Raw genomic sequence first — 16,130 nt, forward strand, 5'->3', positions numbered from 1 at the left:
CGCGCGCGACGCGGCGCCAGGAGGATCATGAACTGGACACGTTCGCGCCGGACGGCCGCGCTGGGGGCGCTCGCCGGATCGATCGCCGTGGCCCCGGCGGCCGTGGGACCCGCCCGGGCCGCCTCCCCGGTCGGGCCTCGCCCGTCGGGCGATGCGACGGCCGCGAAGCAGGCCGGCCCGCACACGCCCTCGCCGCCTCAACTCCCGCGGGACTTCCACGGGAAGGGGAAATGGATCGTCCGGGATCTCGGCATCACGGTCCCGTTCACCTGGACGGGAAGCGACGGGAACAGCCAGATGATCGCGGGCGGCCCGCGATACCCGATCTGGTTCACGAACCTCATCTACAAGAATTCCCTTTACACCCTGACCTACAAATGGCCCGGCCTCCGCGACCACCGGTGCTCGCGGATCCCGGGGTTCGACCTCGGCGTCCTCAACCGGAAACTCCGGACGGCACGGTTCGTCGGCCGGGAGATCCTGCAGCGCAGGCCGCAGCGGCACGTCGACCACTGGCGGGTCGGTGTCGTCGCTCCGCAGCTGCCTCCGGGGAAGTACCTCAGGCTCCCGATCGCGCTCGGCGACGTCTACGTCGACCAACGCGATCCGACGACCTTCTGGCAGGTGCTGCAGTTCGGCGTCCAGAACCTGTACGACCCCGAGCTGGACGAGTGGCTGGTGATGTCGAGCTTCGAGCACGCCCCGGGCAGGGTCGTGCTGCCCCGCCGGTGCCCGCCGCCCGCACCGTGACACCGCCGGCCCCGGCGCGGAGCCGGCGGGCTAGTCCCGGGCGGCCGCGACGGCCCGGACGATCAGCGCCGTCGACGGCAGCGTGAACGGCTCGCCGTCGGAGCGGTAGGGCCCGGTGGCGTCGGCGAAGGCCCCCCACGTGCCCGGGTCGTCCGCGGACCCGAAGCGCTCCGCGACCTTCCGCAGCAGCATCGGCGGCGTCACGGCCTTGGTGAACGCGACGCACTGCTCGACGGAGTCGAACGGGAACCGCACGACGAACTCGGTCACCGACACGTCGGTGAACCCCGCCGCGGCCACCTCGGCGGCGAGGCGCTCCGGGTCGGCCATGCTGAACGGGCCCGGCGTTCCGGGCGGCGGGGGCGGCAGTTCGAGCCGCTCGCTCAGCACCCGGAAGCCCAGCGAGATCGCCGGCGCGCTCGACGCCTCGCTCCAGACCGCCGCGGCGAGCACGCCCCCGGGGGCGAGGAGCCGGGCGAGGCCGCGGAAGGCGGCGACGCGGTCCACCGCGAACATCAGCCCCCAGCGGCTGAGCACGACGTCGAACGAGCCCGCCGGCAGGTCGATGGACTCCACGTCCGCCTCGGCGAACGCGATGTTCGGCGTGCCCTCGGCCCGGCGCCTGGCCAGGTCGAGCATCGCCGGGGAGATGTCCACTCCGGTCACCCGCCCGGTGGGCCCCACCCGCCGGGCCGCCGTCAGGGCGGGCTCCCCATGGCCGGTCCCGACGTCGAGGACCGCGTGGCCCGTCCGCACGCCGCCGAGGTCGAGCAGCCGCCGCGTCACCGCGGCGGCTCCGAGCTCGAACCTCTCCTGCGCCGCCGCCCAGTTCGCGCTGAGGGCGTCCCATGAGGCCCGCTGCGCCTGCTTGACGGCGGCCGGGTCGATGTCCGCGGCCGTCACGAGTTCACCTCCACGTCCCGCGGCACGTGCATCGTGAGCGGCTCCCACCACTCGCGGTTGTCCCGGTACCAGGCGACGGTCTCCGCGAGGCCGGCCGCGAGGTCCCGGCGCGGCCGGAACCCGAGCTCTTTCGCGATCTTCGTGCAGTCCATCGCGTACCGGCGGTCGTGGCCCCTGCGGTCCTCCACGTACGACACCGCGTCCCACCCCGCTCCGCACTGGGCGAGCAGCCGGCCGGTCAGCTCGCGGTTGGTCAGCGGAACGCCGCCGACGTTGTAGACCTCGCCCGCCCGGCCCCTCGTCAGCGCCAGGTGCACGGCGCGGCAGTGGTCGTCCACGTGCAGCCACTCGCGGACGTGGAGCCCGTCGCCGTACAGCGGCGCCTTCCCCTCGTCGAGCAGCTCGGTGACGAACAGCGGGACGATCTTCTCCGGGAACTGGTACGGGCCGTAGGTGTTGCACCCCCGGGTGATCCGGACGTCCATCCCGAAGGTCCGGTGGCAGGCGAGCACGACGAGGTCGGCCGCCGCCTTGGACGCCGCGTACGGGTTCCCCGGCGACAGCGGGTCCCGCTCGCTCCACCGCCCCGTCCCGATCGGCCCGTACACCTCGTCGGTCGACACGTGCACGAACGGGGCGGTGCCGTGGCGCCGTGCCGCCTCCAGCAGCGTCTGCGTGCCGAGGACGTTCGTGACGACGAAGTCCTGCGCGCACCGGATCGACCGGTCGACGTGGGACTCCGCGGCGAAGTGGACGATCGCGTCGTGGGCGCCGACGAGGTCGTCGACCACCGCGGCGTCCGCGACGTCCCCGTGGACGAAGGCGAAGCCCGGCGCGCGGCGCACCGGGTCGAGGTTGGCCGGGTTGCCGGCGTAGGTGAGCTTGTCCAGGACGGTGACCTGGTGCGCGCCGCCTCCGGCCCGGTCCTGGCCGAGGAGCCGGCGCACGTAGTGGGACCCGACGAATCCGGCGCCGCCGGTCACGAGGATCCTCATGAGCCGGTCCGCGCCCGGCGGGGGGCGCCGCGGACCCTCACCGCCCGCTCCGGAGCAGCCGGTCGCGGGCCGCGGCCAGATGGTCCGGCGTCGTGCCGCAGCAGCCGCCGACCACGTCGAGGGAGAACTCCGCGTCCCAGCGGGCGACCAGATCGGCGAACTCCTCGGGCCCCATCGCGGCGGGGACGTGCCGGTCGACGTGCGCCGAACGGGGGATGCCGGCACGGTCCTCGATGTTGGGATAGGCGCCGATGGGGCCCGAGCACGCGTCCCGCAGCGCCCGCAGCGCCGACTCGCTGTCGGCGGGAGCGGTGCAGTTGACGAGCACGGCCTCGGCGCCGTCCCGTTCGGCGGCGGCGGCCGCGTCGGCCAGCTTCTCCCCGGACAGCAGCCGGGCGTCGGCGTCGCACACGAAGCCGACCCAGGCGCGGGCGCCCGCCCGCCGCACCTCCTCCAGCGCGATGCGCGCCTCGCGCTCGGAGTTCATCGTCTCGACGAGCACGAGGTCCACGCCCACCCGCATCAGCTCCGTCGCCAGCCAGCGGTGCTCGGCCCGCAACTCGTCGTCGGGGGGGACCAGGTCGGGCCGGTAGCAGTCCTCGACCGGCCCCACCGAGCCCGCGATCAGGGGGCGGTCCGCGTCCTGCGGCCCGTCCGCCCGCCCGTCCTGGACGGCGCGGACCGCCGACTGGGCCACGCCCACGGCGGCGTGCACCATCCAGGCCAGGCCGGCGTCGAAGAGGCCGAGGCGGCTGAGCGCCCGCAGGTTGCACCGGAAGGTGTTGGCGGTGATCACCTGCGCTCCGGCGCCCAGGTAGCCCTGGTGGATCCCGCGCAACCGCGTGCGGTCCGCCTCGGTGTTCATGGCCCGGTTGGTCCACCACGGGCCGTCGACGCTCATGCCGGCGCGCTGCAGCTCGGTCGCGGTCGCGCCGTCCAGCCACAGGGGCCCGCCGCCTCCGGACCGGCGTGCCCCGGATAGGTCGTTCATGTGTCCATCCCTCCGCAGTTCAGAGCGCGTCCATCAGGTCCCGCACCAGGTCGGCGGGGTCCTCGATGCCCGCCGACACCCGAATGAGGTTGTCCGAGACGCCCAGCCGCCCCCGGACCTCGCGGGGGACGGAGGCGTGCGTCATCATGGCGGGGCACTCGATGAGCGAGCGCACGCCGCCGAGGCTGACCGCGCACGCGTACAGCCGCACCCGGTCCAGGAGCTTCTCCGGCTCGCCGAGGTACTCGAAGCTCAGGATCGACCCGGGCGCCGACATCTGCCGGGCCGCCACCTCGTGCTGCGGATGCTCGGGCAGCCCCGGGTAGTGGACGGCGCCCACCCGCCCGCACCCGCGCAGCGCGGCGGCGATCGCCTCCGCGTTGCCGACCTGCCGGGCCGTGCGCAGCGAGAGCGTCTTGAGCCCGCGGTGCACCAGGAAGCAGTCGAAGCCGCCGGGCACGCTCCCCGTGGTGGTGCGGTGGGACGACAGCTCGCGGTGCAGGTCCTCGTCGTCGTAGACCAGGGCGCCGCCGATGACGTCGGAGTGGCCGGCGATCGACTTGGTGGTGCTGTACAGGGTGATGTCGGCGCCGAACCGCAGCGGCCGCTGCAGCGCCGGGCCGGCGAGGGTGTTGTCCACCACCACGCGGGCGCCGGCCCGCCGGGCCCGCTCGCACACCACCGCGAGGTCGGCGACCTTCAGAAGCGGGTTGGTCGGCGCCTCCACCCAGACCATGTCCACGTCGTCGCCGAGAGCGGCGTCGAGCGCGCGCGCGTCGGTGAGGTCGACGTGGTCCACGGCGATGCCGTGCCGGCCGAGCAGCGCGAACAGCGACCGGGTGCCGCCGTACACGTCGTCCGAGGCGATCAGCCTCCGGCCGGGGCGCAGCAGGGACAGCGCCGTGGTCCCCGCCGCCTGCCCGGAGGCGAAGGCGAGGGCGAAGCGCGCGTCCTCCAGTCCGGCCAGGCAGCGTTCGAGGGCCTCCCGCGTCGGGTTCTCGCCGCGCGAGTAGAAGTAGCGCAACGGGTCCTGGACCCGCCGCTCGAACGTGGCCGCGACATGGACGGGCGGCACCACGTCCCCGGTGACGGCGTCGGATTCCTGGCCGAGGTGGACCAGCCTTGTGTCGAAGCGCATGTCAGAGGAAACGCGTGGTCGGGTGGTCGGCGGTCCAGGTGCCCGGCCGCACCGAGCGCAGTGCGGCGGCCACGACGTCGATCTCGTCGGCGGTGTTGTAGACGGCGAACGACATCCGCACGGTCCCGAGCAGGCCCATCTCGTCCAGGAAGGTGCTGGCGCAGTGCACGCCGCTCCGCACCGCCACACCGTGCCGGTCCAGGTGCCCGCCGACGTCGTAGGGGTGGACGCCGTCGACGACGAACGACACGATCCCGCTCGGGGCCGCGGCCGGGTCGCCGACGACCCGCACGCCGTCGATCCGCCGCAGCGACTCGACCGCGTACCGCACCAGCGCCTCGTCATGCCGCCGCACGGCGTCCCAGCCGAGATCGCGGACGTACCGCAGCGCGGCGGCCAGGCCGACGGCTCCCGCGACGTTCGGGGTGCCCGCCTCGAACCGGGCGGGCGCGGGGACGTAGCGGACGGGCGCGGTGTGGCTCACCCCCTTCACCGTCCCCCCGCCGACCTGGTACGGCGGCAGCTCCGCGAGCAGCTCCCGCCTGCCGTACAGCACCCCGGTGCCCATCGGGCCGTAGGCCTTGTGCCCGGAGAAGCAGTAGAAGTCGGCGTCGAGACCGCGCACGTCCACCGGCGCGTGCGGCACCGCCTGGGCTCCGTCCACGACGACCGGGACACCGCGCCGGTGCGCCTCGGCGACCATCGCGCGCACCGGGTTGACGGTGCCCAGCACGTTGGACACATGGGCGACGGCGGCGATCCGGACGCGGGGCCCGAGGACGGCGGCGAAGGCCGCGGCGTCGACGGCGCCCCGCTCGTCGACGGGGGCCACCACCAGCTCCGCCCCCGCCCGCTCGCAGAGCCGCCGCCACGGCAGCAGGTTGGAGTTGTGCTCCATGCCGGTGACGACGACCTGGTCCCCCCTGCCGACGAGCCCGGCGCCGAAGCCGTCCGCGACCATGTTCACCGCGTCCGTGGTGCCCCGGGTGAACACGATCTCGTCGGCGTGCTCGGCGCCGAGCGCCTGCCGCACGGTCTCGCGCGCCTCCTCGTAGCGGTCGGTGGAGGCCATGCTCAGCCGGTAGTACCCGCGGCCCACGTTGCTGTTCGCCGTCGAGTAGTAGTCGACGATCGCGTCGAGGACCGCCCGCGGCTTCTGCGCCGTCGCGGCGTTGTCGAGGTAGACCAGCGGCCCGCCGCCCCGCGAGGTCGCCAGGATCGGGAAGTCGTCCCTGACGGATCTGGGAAGGAACGCCTGGTCCGCGAACCGTACGGGAGGTCCTCCTCCTTGCGGCATCAGGTCAGTCATCCGGACTCCTCTCAAGCTGGAACAGGCTCGTGAACGCGTCGAGGAATCGCACCGGGAACGCGAAGACCTTCTGCTCCGGGTACGGGCGGCGGGCCGGCGGCACGTGGCCGGGGTCGCCGGGTCCCGGCAGCCTGCCCGCGCCGTCCAGGAGGTGCGGGCCGTAGAAGAACCAGCAGATCTGGCCGATCTGCTCGGTGAACAGGATCGGATGCACGTCCCGGGAGTACGTGTGCATGTGGCAGAAGGCCGCGAGGAACTCCCCCTTGGGACCGAACCCGTTGCCGAGCATCACGTGCCCGAAGATGTCGTGCACGGCCCGGAACAGGTCGTTGTGGCAGAACTCCACGCCGTCGACCACGATGCCCGACGGCCCGGACAGCGGGTGGTCGCCGGCGGCCGGCGACGGCCCGTGGCCCGCGCTGGTCAGGTAGACGTGGAGACGTCCGGTCCGGTGCACGCTCTCGCGCAGGTCGCGTGATCCCTTGTACGGCTGCCCCTCTCCGAGCCACGGGACGATCTCGATGCCGGCCTCGACGATCGACCGGAACTGCCGGAGGTTCTGGCGCTTCAACCGGTCGTAGCGGCGGCGCAGCCCCGCGTCGCCGCCGCGCAGCGGTGCGCGGTCGTAGTACGCCGCCACGGCCCGGCAGTAGTCCTCGTCCAGCCGGACGGCGGTCCGGGCCAGCCGGGCGATCGAGGGGCCGCGCCCGCCCGCGGGGGCCCACTGGTCGACATGGCGCTGTGCCAGCGAGGACAGGTCGACGCCGGCGGGGCGTTCCTCGGTCACCATCTCCCGTTCCGGAGGTCACGAGCGCGAGGTCACTCACTTAACTATCATATAGCAGTTGATCGGACGACTCCAACGACCACGTCCGGAAGCCCCCAGAGAACGAGCATGCCGACCGGTGGTCTCGCAGGCCAGCCCGGGACATCATCACTTCAGTAATATATTGTAACTATGCCCGGCAGCGCCGAAGGCGCGGAGAACGGCGAGGAAGGCGGCCATGGAATTCCTGTCTGATTCCCCGAGCCCGCGGATCGCGATCCTGGGGTTCGGCTACATCGGCACGTGCCTCGGGGCGGCGCTGGCCGAGCGCGGCATGAGCGTCGTCGGCGTCGACAGCGACGCGTCGATGATCGCCGGGCTGCGGGCCGGCCGGTGCGCGATCCCCGAGCCCGGACTCGCCGAGGCGCTGGCCCCGTTGGTCGCGAGCGGGCGGCTGGCGTGCACGACCGACTACGACGTCCTCGGAGACGCCGACGTCGTGCTCATCACGGTCGGCACGCCCGTCGACGTGAACGGCGCCCTGATGACCGCGCAGCTGGAGGAGGCGTGCCGGCAGCTCGCGCCCCGGCTGCGCGCCGGCCAGCTGGTCATCCTGAAGAGCACCGTCGCCCCGGGGACCACGCGCACGGTGGTCGTTCCGCTGCTGGAGAGCGGCGGCCTGGTCGAGGGCCGGGATTTCGGACTCGCCTACTGCCCGGAGCGGCTGGCCGAGGGGGACGCGCTGGCCCAGCTGCGCGAGCTGACTGTCGTCGTCGGCGGGTGCGGCCCCGGCGGCACGGCGGCGGCGGCGCGGTTCTGGAAGGCGGCGCTCGGCGTGCCCGTCAGGATCGTGCCCACGGCCGACATCGCCGAGATCGTGAAACTGGCCAACAACTGGTGGATCGACGCGAACGTCGCGATGGCCAACGAGCTCGCCCGGTTCTGCGCCCTGTTCGAGGTCGACGTGATGGAGGTGATCGCCGCGGCGAACTCGCTCCCCAAGGGGGACGGGCGGGTCAACATCCTGCGGCCCGGCCCGGGCGTCGGCGGACCGTGCCTGACCAAGGACCCCTCGATGACCTGGCGCACCGCCCGCGACCGCGGCGTCCGGCTGCGGACGGTGGAGACGGCGCGGCACGTCAACGACGCCATGCCCGAATACGCCTACGAGGTCATCCGGGACGGCCTGGCCAAGTTGGGCAAGGACCTGGCGTCGGCGAGGATCGCCGTTCTCGGCGCCGCCTTCAAGAACGACACCGGCGACCTGCGCAACACCCCGGCCAGGGGGGTGGTCCGAGCCCTCCAGGCGGCCGGCGCGGAGGTCCGGGTCTTCGACCCCCTCGCGGACAGGGAGCGGATCCGGGCGGAGGTGGGAGGCTCCCCCGCCGACGACCTCGACCAGGCGGTGGAGGGCGCCGACTCCGTCGCCTTCCTCGCCGGGCACCGGCGGTTCCACGGCATCGACCTGGAGAGGCTGCGGCGGCTGGTCGCGATGCCGTGCCTGGTCTTCGACGGGCGCATGCACTACCGGGCGGAGACGATCCAGCGGCTCCGCGACCTCGGGTTCGGCTACCGCGGGATCGGGCGGTGAGCCGTGACGCGAGCGGTGTCCAAATGCTATATGTTTATATAGTTTCTGCTCGATGAGAACCCTGATCTACGGGATGGCGCTGTGGCAGACCACGAGGCGGCGTTGCGCGGCGGGGCGGTGGCCGGGGAGTCGGTCCTCATCGAGGGAGCGTCCTTCCGGCTCGGATCACCCGAGTGGGTCCTCGACTGGCTGGCCGAACAGAACCAGCCCTTCCCCACGCCCTGGTTCCGCGACGAGACCCCGCAGACGCTCGTGGAGGTGGCGCCGTTCGTGATCGACCGCCACCCGGTCACCTCCGGCCGGTACGCGGCCTTCGTGGAGGCCACCGGGTACCGAACGGTCGCCGAGCGCCGCGGCTGGAGCCTGGTCTACGGGGCCGACTACTGGGAGGGGACTCCCGGCGCGTCCTGGCGCCGTCCGGCCGGGCGCGACTCCGGGTACGTCCCGCCGGACGACCACCCCGCCGTCCACATCGCGGTCGAGGACGCCGAGGCCTTCGCCGCGTGGGCGGGCGGACGGCTGCCGACGGAGGCGGAGTGGGAGCTGGCCGCACGCGGCCCCGAGTACCGGCTGTGGCCGTGGGGCGACGAGTGGTCCCGCGAGCTGACCAACACCACCGAGCTGCGGCTGGGCGACGCCGCCCGCAGCGCCGCCGAATGGCGCGCGTGGTGGAAGGAGCTCCAGAACGACCAGGGCCCGATCCCCCTGACCACCCCGGTCGGCAGTTTCAGCCCGCACGGCGACAGCCCTTACGGGGTGGCGGACATGGCGGGCAACGTCTACGAGTGGACGGCCTCGCCGAGCCGGCTCTACGGCCCGTCGCCCGACTGCGACGAGTCGCTGCTGAGCGTGATGGGCCGGTTCCGCGTCATCCGCGGCGGCTCCTGGATGAACCTGCGCTTCCAGGCCCGCACCAGCGAGCGCCTGCACGGCGACCCCACCGGATGGGCCTGCTTCGCCAGTGGTTTCCGATGCGTCCGCGACCCGTGAGGATGCCCCATGCCCCATCTCATCGTCCCCGGCAGCTGGCACAACGTGACCTCCGGCAAGGTGCGCTCGGAGCTGCCCGCGGCCAACCTGCGCGAGCTCCTGGAGACGTTCGTGCGCTCGCACCCGGAGGCCGGCTACCGGCTCTACTCCCCCGCCGGCGACCTGCTGCCCTACCACCTGTTCCTCGTCGACGGCGAGCAGGTGCCCCGCACGACGGCGCCGGACGACGTCGAGCTGGCGCCCGGCAGCCGCGTCGAGATCATTCCGCCGCTGGCGGGAGGCTAGGCCTCCCGCCGGGCCCGGCCCGCCGCGGCGGTCACCAGCCCGACCTGATCGTGTCCGCGATGTGGGCGCGCTCCTCCTCGGACAGCCACCAGCCGACGGGCACGTAGACCACGCGGTCGTGCACGCCGTCCAGGCCCGGCAGCTCCTCCCGGGCCGCGGCGACGCAGCTGTGGGCGTCGTTGCGCCGGGAGATGACGCTCGTCATGATCCCGGCGTCGGCCATCTTCCGCATGAAGGACGTGCGGTCCTCCACCTTCAGCGGGTACGCCCAGAACGAGGGCTCCCGGTCGTCGGCCCGCTCGGTGTGCTCGACGCCCGCGATCCCCGACAGCTCCTTGTCGTAGAAGGCGGCGTTCCTGCGCGTCCGCGCGAGCAGCCCGTCGACGATCTCCAGATTGGACAGCCCCATCGCGGCGGAGACGTCGTTCATCGGGAAGCGGTAGCCCCACTCGGCGACGTCGTAGTCGCCGTGCACCCGGTCGGCCTGCCGCTCGATGCCGAGCCAGCGGCGCAGCCGCGCCCGCCGGTGCAGGTCGTCGTCGGGGAGCACGATCAGCCCGCCGCTCCCGGCGGTGAGGATCTTGATGGCGCCGAAGCTGTACACGCAGACGTTCCCGTGGTTGCCGAGCGGCGCCCCCCGGTAGGTCGCGCCCCACGCCTGCGCGCAGTCCTCGATCACCACGGGGCGGAACCCGTGGGCCTCCTCGGCCCGGTCGACGATCTCGCGCAGCCGGTTCAGGTCCACCGGGTAGCCCAGCCAGTGGACGACGACGATCGCGCGGGTGGCCGGCGAGATCTTCGCGGCGAGGTCGTCCAGGTCGATCGTCAGCGTGCCCGGATCGACGTCGACCCAGCGCACGCGCAGCCCGTGGGCCAGGATCGGCCAGTTCGTCGCCTCGAAGGTCAGCGGCGTGCTCAGCACCTCGCCCGGCCCGCCGTCGTCGCTGGAGGGCTGGGCCGTCGCGGGGAACCGGTCGGGGTCGGCCACCATGCTGAGCGCGAGGTGGAGACCGGAGGTGCCGCAGTTGACCGCGAGGACGCGCGGGTTGCCGAGGCGCAGCGCCAGGGCCTTCTCGAACTCGGCCACCTTGGGCCCGTGCTCCAGGCGGCCGCTGTCGAGCACCTCGGAGATCCGGCCGAGCGCGTCCGGCGCCATCGCGACCTTGAACAGCGGAATCATCGCGGACTCCCTCTCTTCGGGACGACGCCCGGCCGTATTTAGTACCTAATTTTAAAGTTAAGGCGCGGCCTTCGCCCCGGTCAACGCTCCCGTGCGAGATAGGCCTCGAGCACATCGGCGGCGCGGGCGGCGCCGCCGGCCCGGGCCGCGTGCTCGCGCATGCGGCGCACGCGCTCCAGCGCGGCCCGGTCGCCCGCCAGGTCCTCCACCGCCTCGCGCAGCCGCGCGCCGGTGAACTCCGCCGCGGGGACCACCGTCCCGAGCCCGAGCTCGCCCACCCGCCGGGCCATCGGCTTGACGTCGAACGTGAACGGCACGACGACCATCGGCCGGCCCGCGGTCAGCGCGTCCATCACGGCTCCGATGCCCCCGTGGGTGACGAGCAGGCTCGCGTGTTCGAGCACGGCGGGGAGGGAGACCCACCGGTGCGCCTCGACGTTCGGGGGAAGGGGGCCGAGATCGCCCGCCCCGACCCGGTCCCCCAGGGCCATCACCACATGCCAGGGCGTGCCCGCGAACGCCTCCGCGCACTGCCGGTAGAAGTCGGGGTGGTCGTTGAAGGTCGTCCCCAGCGAGATCAGCACCACCGGCGAGCCGTCCTCCGGGGGCCGCCACGCACCGGGCCGGTCCTCTGGCGCGGACGAGCGCCCGACGAACGCGAACCGCTCGTCGAAGGTGTCCCGCGCGATCTGGAACTCGCGCGGGATGAGGACCAGGTTGAGGCCCTCGACGCGTTCGGCGAACTCCCCCGCCCGGTCGCGCAGGCCGTACCCGGCGAGGAGGCCGGCCAGCTTCGCGTCGACGACGCCCCGCGTGCGCTCGTCGACGCCGCCGGTCTCCTCGATCATCTCCCGCGAGTAGGAGTAGGCGTGGTTGGAGGCGAAGCCCGGGTTGATCCGGCACGCGGGGCGCTTCCAGACGGCCGCCAGCGCCTGGCCGGCGATGATCGGCACCTCCCCGTACAGCACCAGGTCCGGCGCGTCCTCGCCGTAGTGCGCGTGCGCCGCCCGCAGGATCGCCTCGTTCTCCGCGAGGTACAGCAGGTGCGGCCGGGCGGGGTCGTCGTCCGCGAACGCCTCGGCCGCGCCGGAGGCCCCCGACTCGTAGGGGATCGCCGTCGCGCCGGCCCGCTCGACCATCCCGACGTACTCCGGCGACGTCACGTAGCCGACGTCGTGGCCGCGCCGGACCAGCTCCGCCACCACGGGAAGGGTGGGAAGCACGCTGCCGTGGTTGGCGACGTTGACAAGGGCGATTCGGTGGGCCGCTGCGCTCCGCATGGCGGTAGCATCAAGCTTTGACTATATGAAAGTCAAGCGTGACGGTCGGGTCCGGTCGGCTCCCCCGCACGGACTCCGACGAAGAGCCCGGGGCTGTTCGGGCGGCCGTCGGCCAGCGAGAAGCCGGGCACGAACTCGACGGTGCAGCCGGCCCGCTCGAAGGCGGCCTCGTACCGCTCCCGGGGAAGCAGGTACTTGACGACCACCTCGGTGAACTCCCGGAACCCGGACGAGTCCACGATCATGAACCTGATCTCCACGCGGCTCCTGTCCCCGCGTCTCGCCGAGTGCGTCATCCGGGAGACCACCCGCCCGTCCTCCCGGAACAGGTGCCCGGCGGCGTGCCCGTCGAGGAAGTTGTCAGGGAAGTACCACGGCTCGACGATGAGGACCCCGCCCGGAGCGAGGTGCGCCGACATCCGGGCGACCGAGCCGGCCATCTCCTCGGGCGACTCGGCTTCGGCGAGGCCGCTGCCCATGCAGGTGACGACGTCGAAGGTCCGGTGGAGCTCGAAATCCCGCATGTCGCCGGGGTGCACCGCGACGCTGGGCAGCCGCCCCCGCGCGACCTCCCGCATGGCGGGCGAGTGGTCGAGGCCTTCCACGTGGTCGAAGTGCTTGGCGAGGTTCTCCAGATGGGCTCCGGTGCCGCACGCGACGTCGAGCAGGGACCGCGCTCCCGGCAGCCGGGACCGGACCAGGCGGTTCAGCCCCTCGGCCTCCGCCTCGAAATCCTTCCCGCGGCTGCGGAACACGGGATCGTAGAGTTCGGCGTGCGCCGCTCCGTAGCCCATCGGTGCGTCTCCTGGCGTCAACCTTGATCCACCCCCGTTGCACACGTCCCAAGTTACTTTATATTCATAGAGTAACTCTCTGGCGAGGACGGACCACGGCGGGCTGCCGTCGGAAGGGAGCAGAGGCCGATGGACGCGCAGCAGTCCGCGCTCTTCCTCTTCGAGGAGGCGATGGGGTTCACCTACTCGGCCGCGCTGCGCGCGGCGGCCGAACTCGGTGTGGCCGACCACCTGGCCGAAGGCCCGTGCACGACGGCCGAGCTCGCCGCCGCCACCGGGACGGGGCAGGGCGCGCTGTACCGGATCCTGCGCCTGCTCGCGGCGCGGGACGTGGTCCACGAGGACGAGCCGGGGCGGTTCCGGCTGACCGCGAGGGGCGACGCGCTGCGCGCCGGCGCGCCGATGTCCGCCCGCGCCGGGATCCTGATGTTCACCGACCGGATGTTCTGGAGCGTCGCCCACGAGGCCGCGACCGTCGCCCGGGACGAGGCGACGACGTTCGAACAGCTCTTCGGCACGACGATCGGCGGCTACTTCGCGGAGAACCCCGACACCGAGGCGCTCTTCTACGACGGCATGGCGACGGTCTCCGAGGCCGAGAACGCCCTCGTCGCCGGAAGCTACGCGTTCCCCCCGACGGGCACGGTCGTCGACGTCGGCGGCGGGAAGGGCGGGTTCCTGCGCGCCGTGCTGCGCAAGCACCCGGGGCTGCACGGCGTCCTGCTCGACCGGGAGGAGCACGTGCTCGGCCACCACCTGCTGGGCGGCGACGACATCGCCGGCCGCTGGCAGATCGCCGACGGGGACTTCTTCGCCTCCGTCCCCACCGGGGACGTCTACCTGATCAAGCGGATCCTGCACAACTGGGACGACGAGAAGTGCGTGGCGATCCTGCGCAACTGCCGCCGGGCGATGAAGCCGGACGGGCGGGTCCTCGCCGTCGACGCGATCATCCCGGCCGGCAACGAGGCCCACCAGAGCAAGCCGATGGACTTCATGATGCTCGCGGCGCGCACCGGGCAGGAGCGCACCGAGGCGGAACTGCACCCGCTGTTCGAGGCCGCCGGCCTGCGGCTCGCCCGCGTCCTGCCCACCGCCTCGGTCATGTCGATCGCCGAGGGCGTGCCGCGCTGACCGCCGCCCGGGGCGTCAGTCGGGCGGGTCCAGCCAGATGCAGGCCGCGTCGAGCCAGCGGTCCACCTGCGGCAGCGGCAGGCCGTTGCGCACGCGCGCGCTGGTCATGTGGGGGATGGTCGGCTCGCACGCCAGGACGGGCACGATCGCGACGTCCTCGATGACCTGCCGGTCGATCCGGTGCCACAGCTCCTCCGCCCGCGCCGGGTCCTGTTCGGACAGGGCCTCCTCGATGAGGCGGTCGACCTCGGGGTTGCGGTAGCCGCCGTAGTTGCTGGTGCCGGCGGCGAAGTTGGACTGGAACATCGGCTGGACGTAGGCACGGCCGTTGTTGCCGAACCAGTCGGGCGTCCACGCGGCCGCCGTGATGTCCCACTCGCCGGCCTCGGCCATGGCCGGGTTCTGCAGGAACCGGTAGTACTCGTCGGGCTGGCTGATCAACCGCAGTTCGACCGTGAACCCCGCCTTCTCCAGGTCGGCGGCGTAGTACCGCGCGATGTCGGCGTGGGGGGCGTCGGCGCGGTAGAGGGCCCTGAGGGTGAGGCCGTCGGGGTACCCGGCCTCGGCGAGCAGCGCCCGCGCCTTCGCCGGATCGCCGTGGTCGCCCGGCGTGGGATAGCGGTCGTACTCGCGGTGCCCGAAGTTGCCCGGAGGGATCGCCGTGTGCGCCGTCTGGGTCACCGTCCCGAGGTCCATGTCGTCGAGCAGCCTGACCATGGAGGCCTTGTCGACGGCGTACGCGACGGCTCTGCGCACCCTGACGTCGCGCAGCGCCCCGCCCTCGTTCGGGCTCTTCATGTTGAACACCAGATACGGGTTCATCGCGTAGCCGAGATGCCGGTCCGCGTCCGGGGGGCGGCGGTCCTCGCTGATGACCGGCGCGCCCCACGAGAGGTCGGCCTCCCCGCTCCGGATCGCCTCCCGCACCCGGTCGTCGTCGACGCGCGCCATCCGCACGTCCAGGCCGTCGACGTACTGGTGCCGCAGCGGGTCGGTGTCCTGCCGCCACACCGGGTTCCGCTCCATCGTCAGGAAACGGCCGTTCTCATAGCCGGTGAGGCGGTACGGGCCGTTGGAGCGAATATTGGCGATGAACTCGTCACTGTCCGGGATGAACTGGTCATACTCGCGCGGCGCGGCGGACGCGAACATCATCGACAGCAGGTTCAGCAGGTCGTTGGCGGGCCGCACGAGCTCGACGACCAGGGTGCGGTCGCCGTCGGCCCGCAACCCGGCGATCTCGTGAGCGTTCTGGTAACCGGCCAGGTCGGCGGCCGACGGGGTCCGTCCGGCGAACTCCCGCCGGTAGCCCTCGGCGAACTCGGCCATCCCCTTGATCGTGCTCGTGTAGTAGGCGATCGCCCCCGCCCCGGCCACCGGGTTGCACATCCGCTTGAAGCCGCGCACGAAGTCCTCCGCCGTCACCTCGCGCGGCGGGTCGGTGTCCCACATGACGCCCGGGCGCAGGCGGATCCGGTACACCAGCCCGTCCGGGCTCATCCCGCCGTTGGCGACCGTCGGCGATTCCGCGGCGACATCGGGGACCGGGGTCAGGGCGCTCTCGTCCACGGCCGTCGGATAGCCGAACAACTGCCGGGCGAACAGCCTGATGATCTGATGCGAAAAGGCGTAATAGGCGCAGGCCGGATCGACATGGTCCATTCCGCCCGGTCCGAAGTAGCGGAGAGTACCGCCGTAACGAGGCTCCACACCGATCACCCTCCCTGCGCGTCACCGGGCCCCGCGGCCGACGCCGGCGCCCCACCTGTCCCACGCCGGAGATTACCATCGTTTCTTAAAGCACAATAGGGAGGTCATCCCCCGCTCACGCCTCTCCCCCGCTCCCCCTGGACCGGGCCGATCGCCCTCCCCCACACCACCCGGCCTCCGCGCTCACCTCCGTTCATGGCGGCCATCGCCCAGGCGGACGAAGTCAGGTGCAGTCCCCGGGCTCCAGCGGACGGAATGCCCTCATCCGGGGTTCATTGGGCGAGTAACTTCAAAAACATATTGTATTGTGAGGG

At 72.6% G+C, this 16,130-nt stretch carries 15 protein-coding genes; 5 read left to right on the forward strand and 10 right to left on the reverse strand.

The genetic code is table 11. The features are described from left to right. Positions 1-27 precede the first annotated feature (27 nt). On the forward strand, positions 28-750 hold the full coding sequence (locus AB0K37_RS09795) for a hypothetical protein (protein ID WP_363977487.1): 723 nt from the start codon (positions 28-30) through the stop codon (positions 748-750). 30 nt (positions 751-780) lie between these two features. On the opposite strand, the gene AB0K37_RS09800 is transcribed toward AB0K37_RS09795, so the two are convergent. Genes AB0K37_RS09800 through AB0K37_RS09825 form a run of 6 tightly spaced genes read right to left on the reverse strand, consistent with a single transcriptional unit; the run spans position 781 to position 6,873 of the window. Continuing rightward, positions 781-1,653, reverse strand: coding sequence for a class I SAM-dependent methyltransferase (locus AB0K37_RS09800; RefSeq protein WP_363977490.1), 873 nt, complete (start codon positions 1,651-1,653; stop codon positions 781-783). Then, complete coding sequence (gene rfbB / locus AB0K37_RS09805) at positions 1,650-2,648, reverse strand: dTDP-glucose 4,6-dehydratase (protein WP_363977492.1); 999 nt, start codon at positions 2,646-2,648, stop codon at positions 1,650-1,652. Before rfbB ends, AB0K37_RS09800 begins: the two co-directional genes overlap by 4 nt. A gap of 37 nt (positions 2,649-2,685) precedes the next feature. Continuing rightward, the gene (locus tag AB0K37_RS09810) at positions 2,686-3,639 is read right to left on the reverse strand and encodes a homocysteine S-methyltransferase family protein (RefSeq protein WP_363977495.1); all 954 of its coding nucleotides are present in this window, start codon (positions 3,637-3,639) and stop codon (positions 2,686-2,688) included. A gap of 19 nt (positions 3,640-3,658) precedes the next feature. Continuing rightward, complete coding sequence (locus tag AB0K37_RS09815; RefSeq protein WP_363977497.1) at positions 3,659-4,777, reverse strand: PLP-dependent aspartate aminotransferase family protein; 1,119 nt, start codon at positions 4,775-4,777, stop codon at positions 3,659-3,661. 1 nt (position 4,778) lies between these two features. Next, positions 4,779-6,086 carry a cysteine desulfurase gene (locus AB0K37_RS09820; protein ID WP_363977500.1) on the reverse strand — a complete coding sequence of 436 codons (1,308 nt, stop codon included), beginning with the start codon at positions 6,084-6,086 and terminating at the stop codon, positions 4,779-4,781. Then, positions 6,079-6,873 carry a crotonobetainyl-CoA--carnitine CoA-transferase gene (locus AB0K37_RS09825; protein ID WP_363977503.1) on the reverse strand — a complete coding sequence of 265 codons (795 nt, stop codon included), beginning with the start codon at positions 6,871-6,873 and terminating at the stop codon, positions 6,079-6,081. Before AB0K37_RS09825 ends, AB0K37_RS09820 begins: the two co-directional genes overlap by 8 nt. A gap of 217 nt (positions 6,874-7,090) precedes the next feature. Here AB0K37_RS09825 and AB0K37_RS09830 point away from each other — a divergent pair, with 217 nt between their 5' ends. From AB0K37_RS09830 to AB0K37_RS09840, 3 genes are all read left to right on the forward strand, one after another. Next, positions 7,091-8,443, forward strand: coding sequence for a nucleotide sugar dehydrogenase (locus AB0K37_RS09830; RefSeq protein ID WP_363977506.1), 1,353 nt, complete (start codon positions 7,091-7,093; stop codon positions 8,441-8,443). A gap of 81 nt (positions 8,444-8,524) precedes the next feature. Beyond that, on the forward strand, positions 8,525-9,433 hold the full coding sequence (locus AB0K37_RS09835) for an SUMF1/EgtB/PvdO family nonheme iron enzyme (protein WP_363977509.1): 909 nt from the start codon (positions 8,525-8,527) through the stop codon (positions 9,431-9,433). 9 nt (positions 9,434-9,442) lie between these two features. Continuing rightward, a complete protein-coding gene (locus AB0K37_RS09840) occupies positions 9,443-9,718 on the forward strand; it encodes a MoaD/ThiS family protein (RefSeq protein WP_363977512.1) in 276 nt (91 codons plus the stop codon). 31 nt (positions 9,719-9,749) lie between these two features. Here AB0K37_RS09840 and AB0K37_RS09845 read toward each other — a convergent pair whose 3' ends face one another. The 3 genes from AB0K37_RS09845 to AB0K37_RS09855 form a co-directional block, all read right to left on the reverse strand. After that, positions 9,750-10,898: a DegT/DnrJ/EryC1/StrS family aminotransferase gene (locus tag AB0K37_RS09845; protein ID WP_363977515.1), complete on the reverse strand. Its 1,149-nt coding sequence runs from the start codon at positions 10,896-10,898 to the stop codon at positions 9,750-9,752. An 80-nt stretch (positions 10,899-10,978) separates the two neighbouring features. Next, positions 10,979-12,178 carry a macrolide family glycosyltransferase gene (locus AB0K37_RS09850; RefSeq protein ID WP_363977518.1) on the reverse strand — a complete coding sequence of 400 codons (1,200 nt, stop codon included), beginning with the start codon at positions 12,176-12,178 and terminating at the stop codon, positions 10,979-10,981. A 32-nt stretch (positions 12,179-12,210) separates the two neighbouring features. Beyond that, positions 12,211-12,972, reverse strand: a complete 762-nt coding sequence (locus AB0K37_RS09855) for a class I SAM-dependent methyltransferase (RefSeq protein ID WP_363977521.1) — start codon at positions 12,970-12,972, stop codon at positions 12,211-12,213. Positions 12,973-13,101: 129 nt separating this feature from the next. On the opposite strand from AB0K37_RS09855, the gene AB0K37_RS09860 reads away from it, so the two are divergent. After that, on the forward strand, positions 13,102-14,106 hold the full coding sequence (locus AB0K37_RS09860; protein ID WP_363977524.1) for a methyltransferase: 1,005 nt from the start codon (positions 13,102-13,104) through the stop codon (positions 14,104-14,106). Positions 14,107-14,121: 15 nt separating this feature from the next. On the opposite strand, the gene AB0K37_RS09865 is transcribed toward AB0K37_RS09860, so the two are convergent. Next, a complete protein-coding gene (locus tag AB0K37_RS09865) occupies positions 14,122-15,816 on the reverse strand; it encodes an ABC transporter substrate-binding protein (RefSeq protein ID WP_363977527.1) in 1,695 nt (564 codons plus the stop codon). Between the last annotated feature and the right edge of the window lie 314 nt (positions 15,817-16,130).

Origin of the sequence: Actinomadura sp. NPDC049753 (assembly GCF_040674655.1) — a bacterium.
Lineage (GTDB): Bacteria > Actinomycetota > Actinomycetes > Streptosporangiales > Streptosporangiaceae > Spirillospora > Spirillospora verrucosospora.

What these genes read in the sequence shown, in the direction of transcription:
- AB0K37_RS09820 (WP_363977500.1), bottom strand. Translation starts at nt 6,086, where the DNA reads ATGACTGACCTGATGCCGCAAGGAGGAGGACCTCCCGTACGGTTCGCG.
- AB0K37_RS09830 (WP_363977506.1), top strand. Translation starts at nt 7,091, where the DNA reads ATGGAATTCCTGTCTGATTCCCCGAGCCCGCGGATCGCGATCCTGGGG.
- AB0K37_RS09845 (WP_363977515.1), bottom strand. Translation starts at nt 10,898, where the DNA reads ATGATTCCGCTGTTCAAGGTCGCGATGGCGCCGGACGCGCTCGGCCGG.
- AB0K37_RS09855 (WP_363977521.1), bottom strand. Translation starts at nt 12,972, where the DNA reads ATGGGCTACGGAGCGGCGCACGCCGAACTCTACGATCCCGTGTTCCGC.
- AB0K37_RS09840 (WP_363977512.1), top strand. Translation starts at nt 9,443, where the DNA reads ATGCCCCATCTCATCGTCCCCGGCAGCTGGCACAACGTGACCTCCGGC.
- AB0K37_RS09850 (WP_363977518.1), bottom strand. Translation starts at nt 12,178, where the DNA reads ATGCGGAGCGCAGCGGCCCACCGAATCGCCCTTGTCAACGTCGCCAAC.
- AB0K37_RS09810 (WP_363977495.1), bottom strand. Translation starts at nt 3,639, where the DNA reads ATGAACGACCTATCCGGGGCACGCCGGTCCGGAGGCGGCGGGCCCCTG.
- AB0K37_RS09815 (WP_363977497.1), bottom strand. Translation starts at nt 4,777, where the DNA reads ATGCGCTTCGACACAAGGCTGGTCCACCTCGGCCAGGAATCCGACGCC.
- AB0K37_RS09795 (WP_363977487.1), top strand. Translation starts at nt 28, where the DNA reads ATGAACTGGACACGTTCGCGCCGGACGGCCGCGCTGGGGGCGCTCGCC.
- AB0K37_RS09860 (WP_363977524.1), top strand. Translation starts at nt 13,102, where the DNA reads ATGGACGCGCAGCAGTCCGCGCTCTTCCTCTTCGAGGAGGCGATGGGG.
- rfbB (WP_363977492.1), bottom strand. Translation starts at nt 2,648, where the DNA reads ATGAGGATCCTCGTGACCGGCGGCGCCGGATTCGTCGGGTCCCACTAC.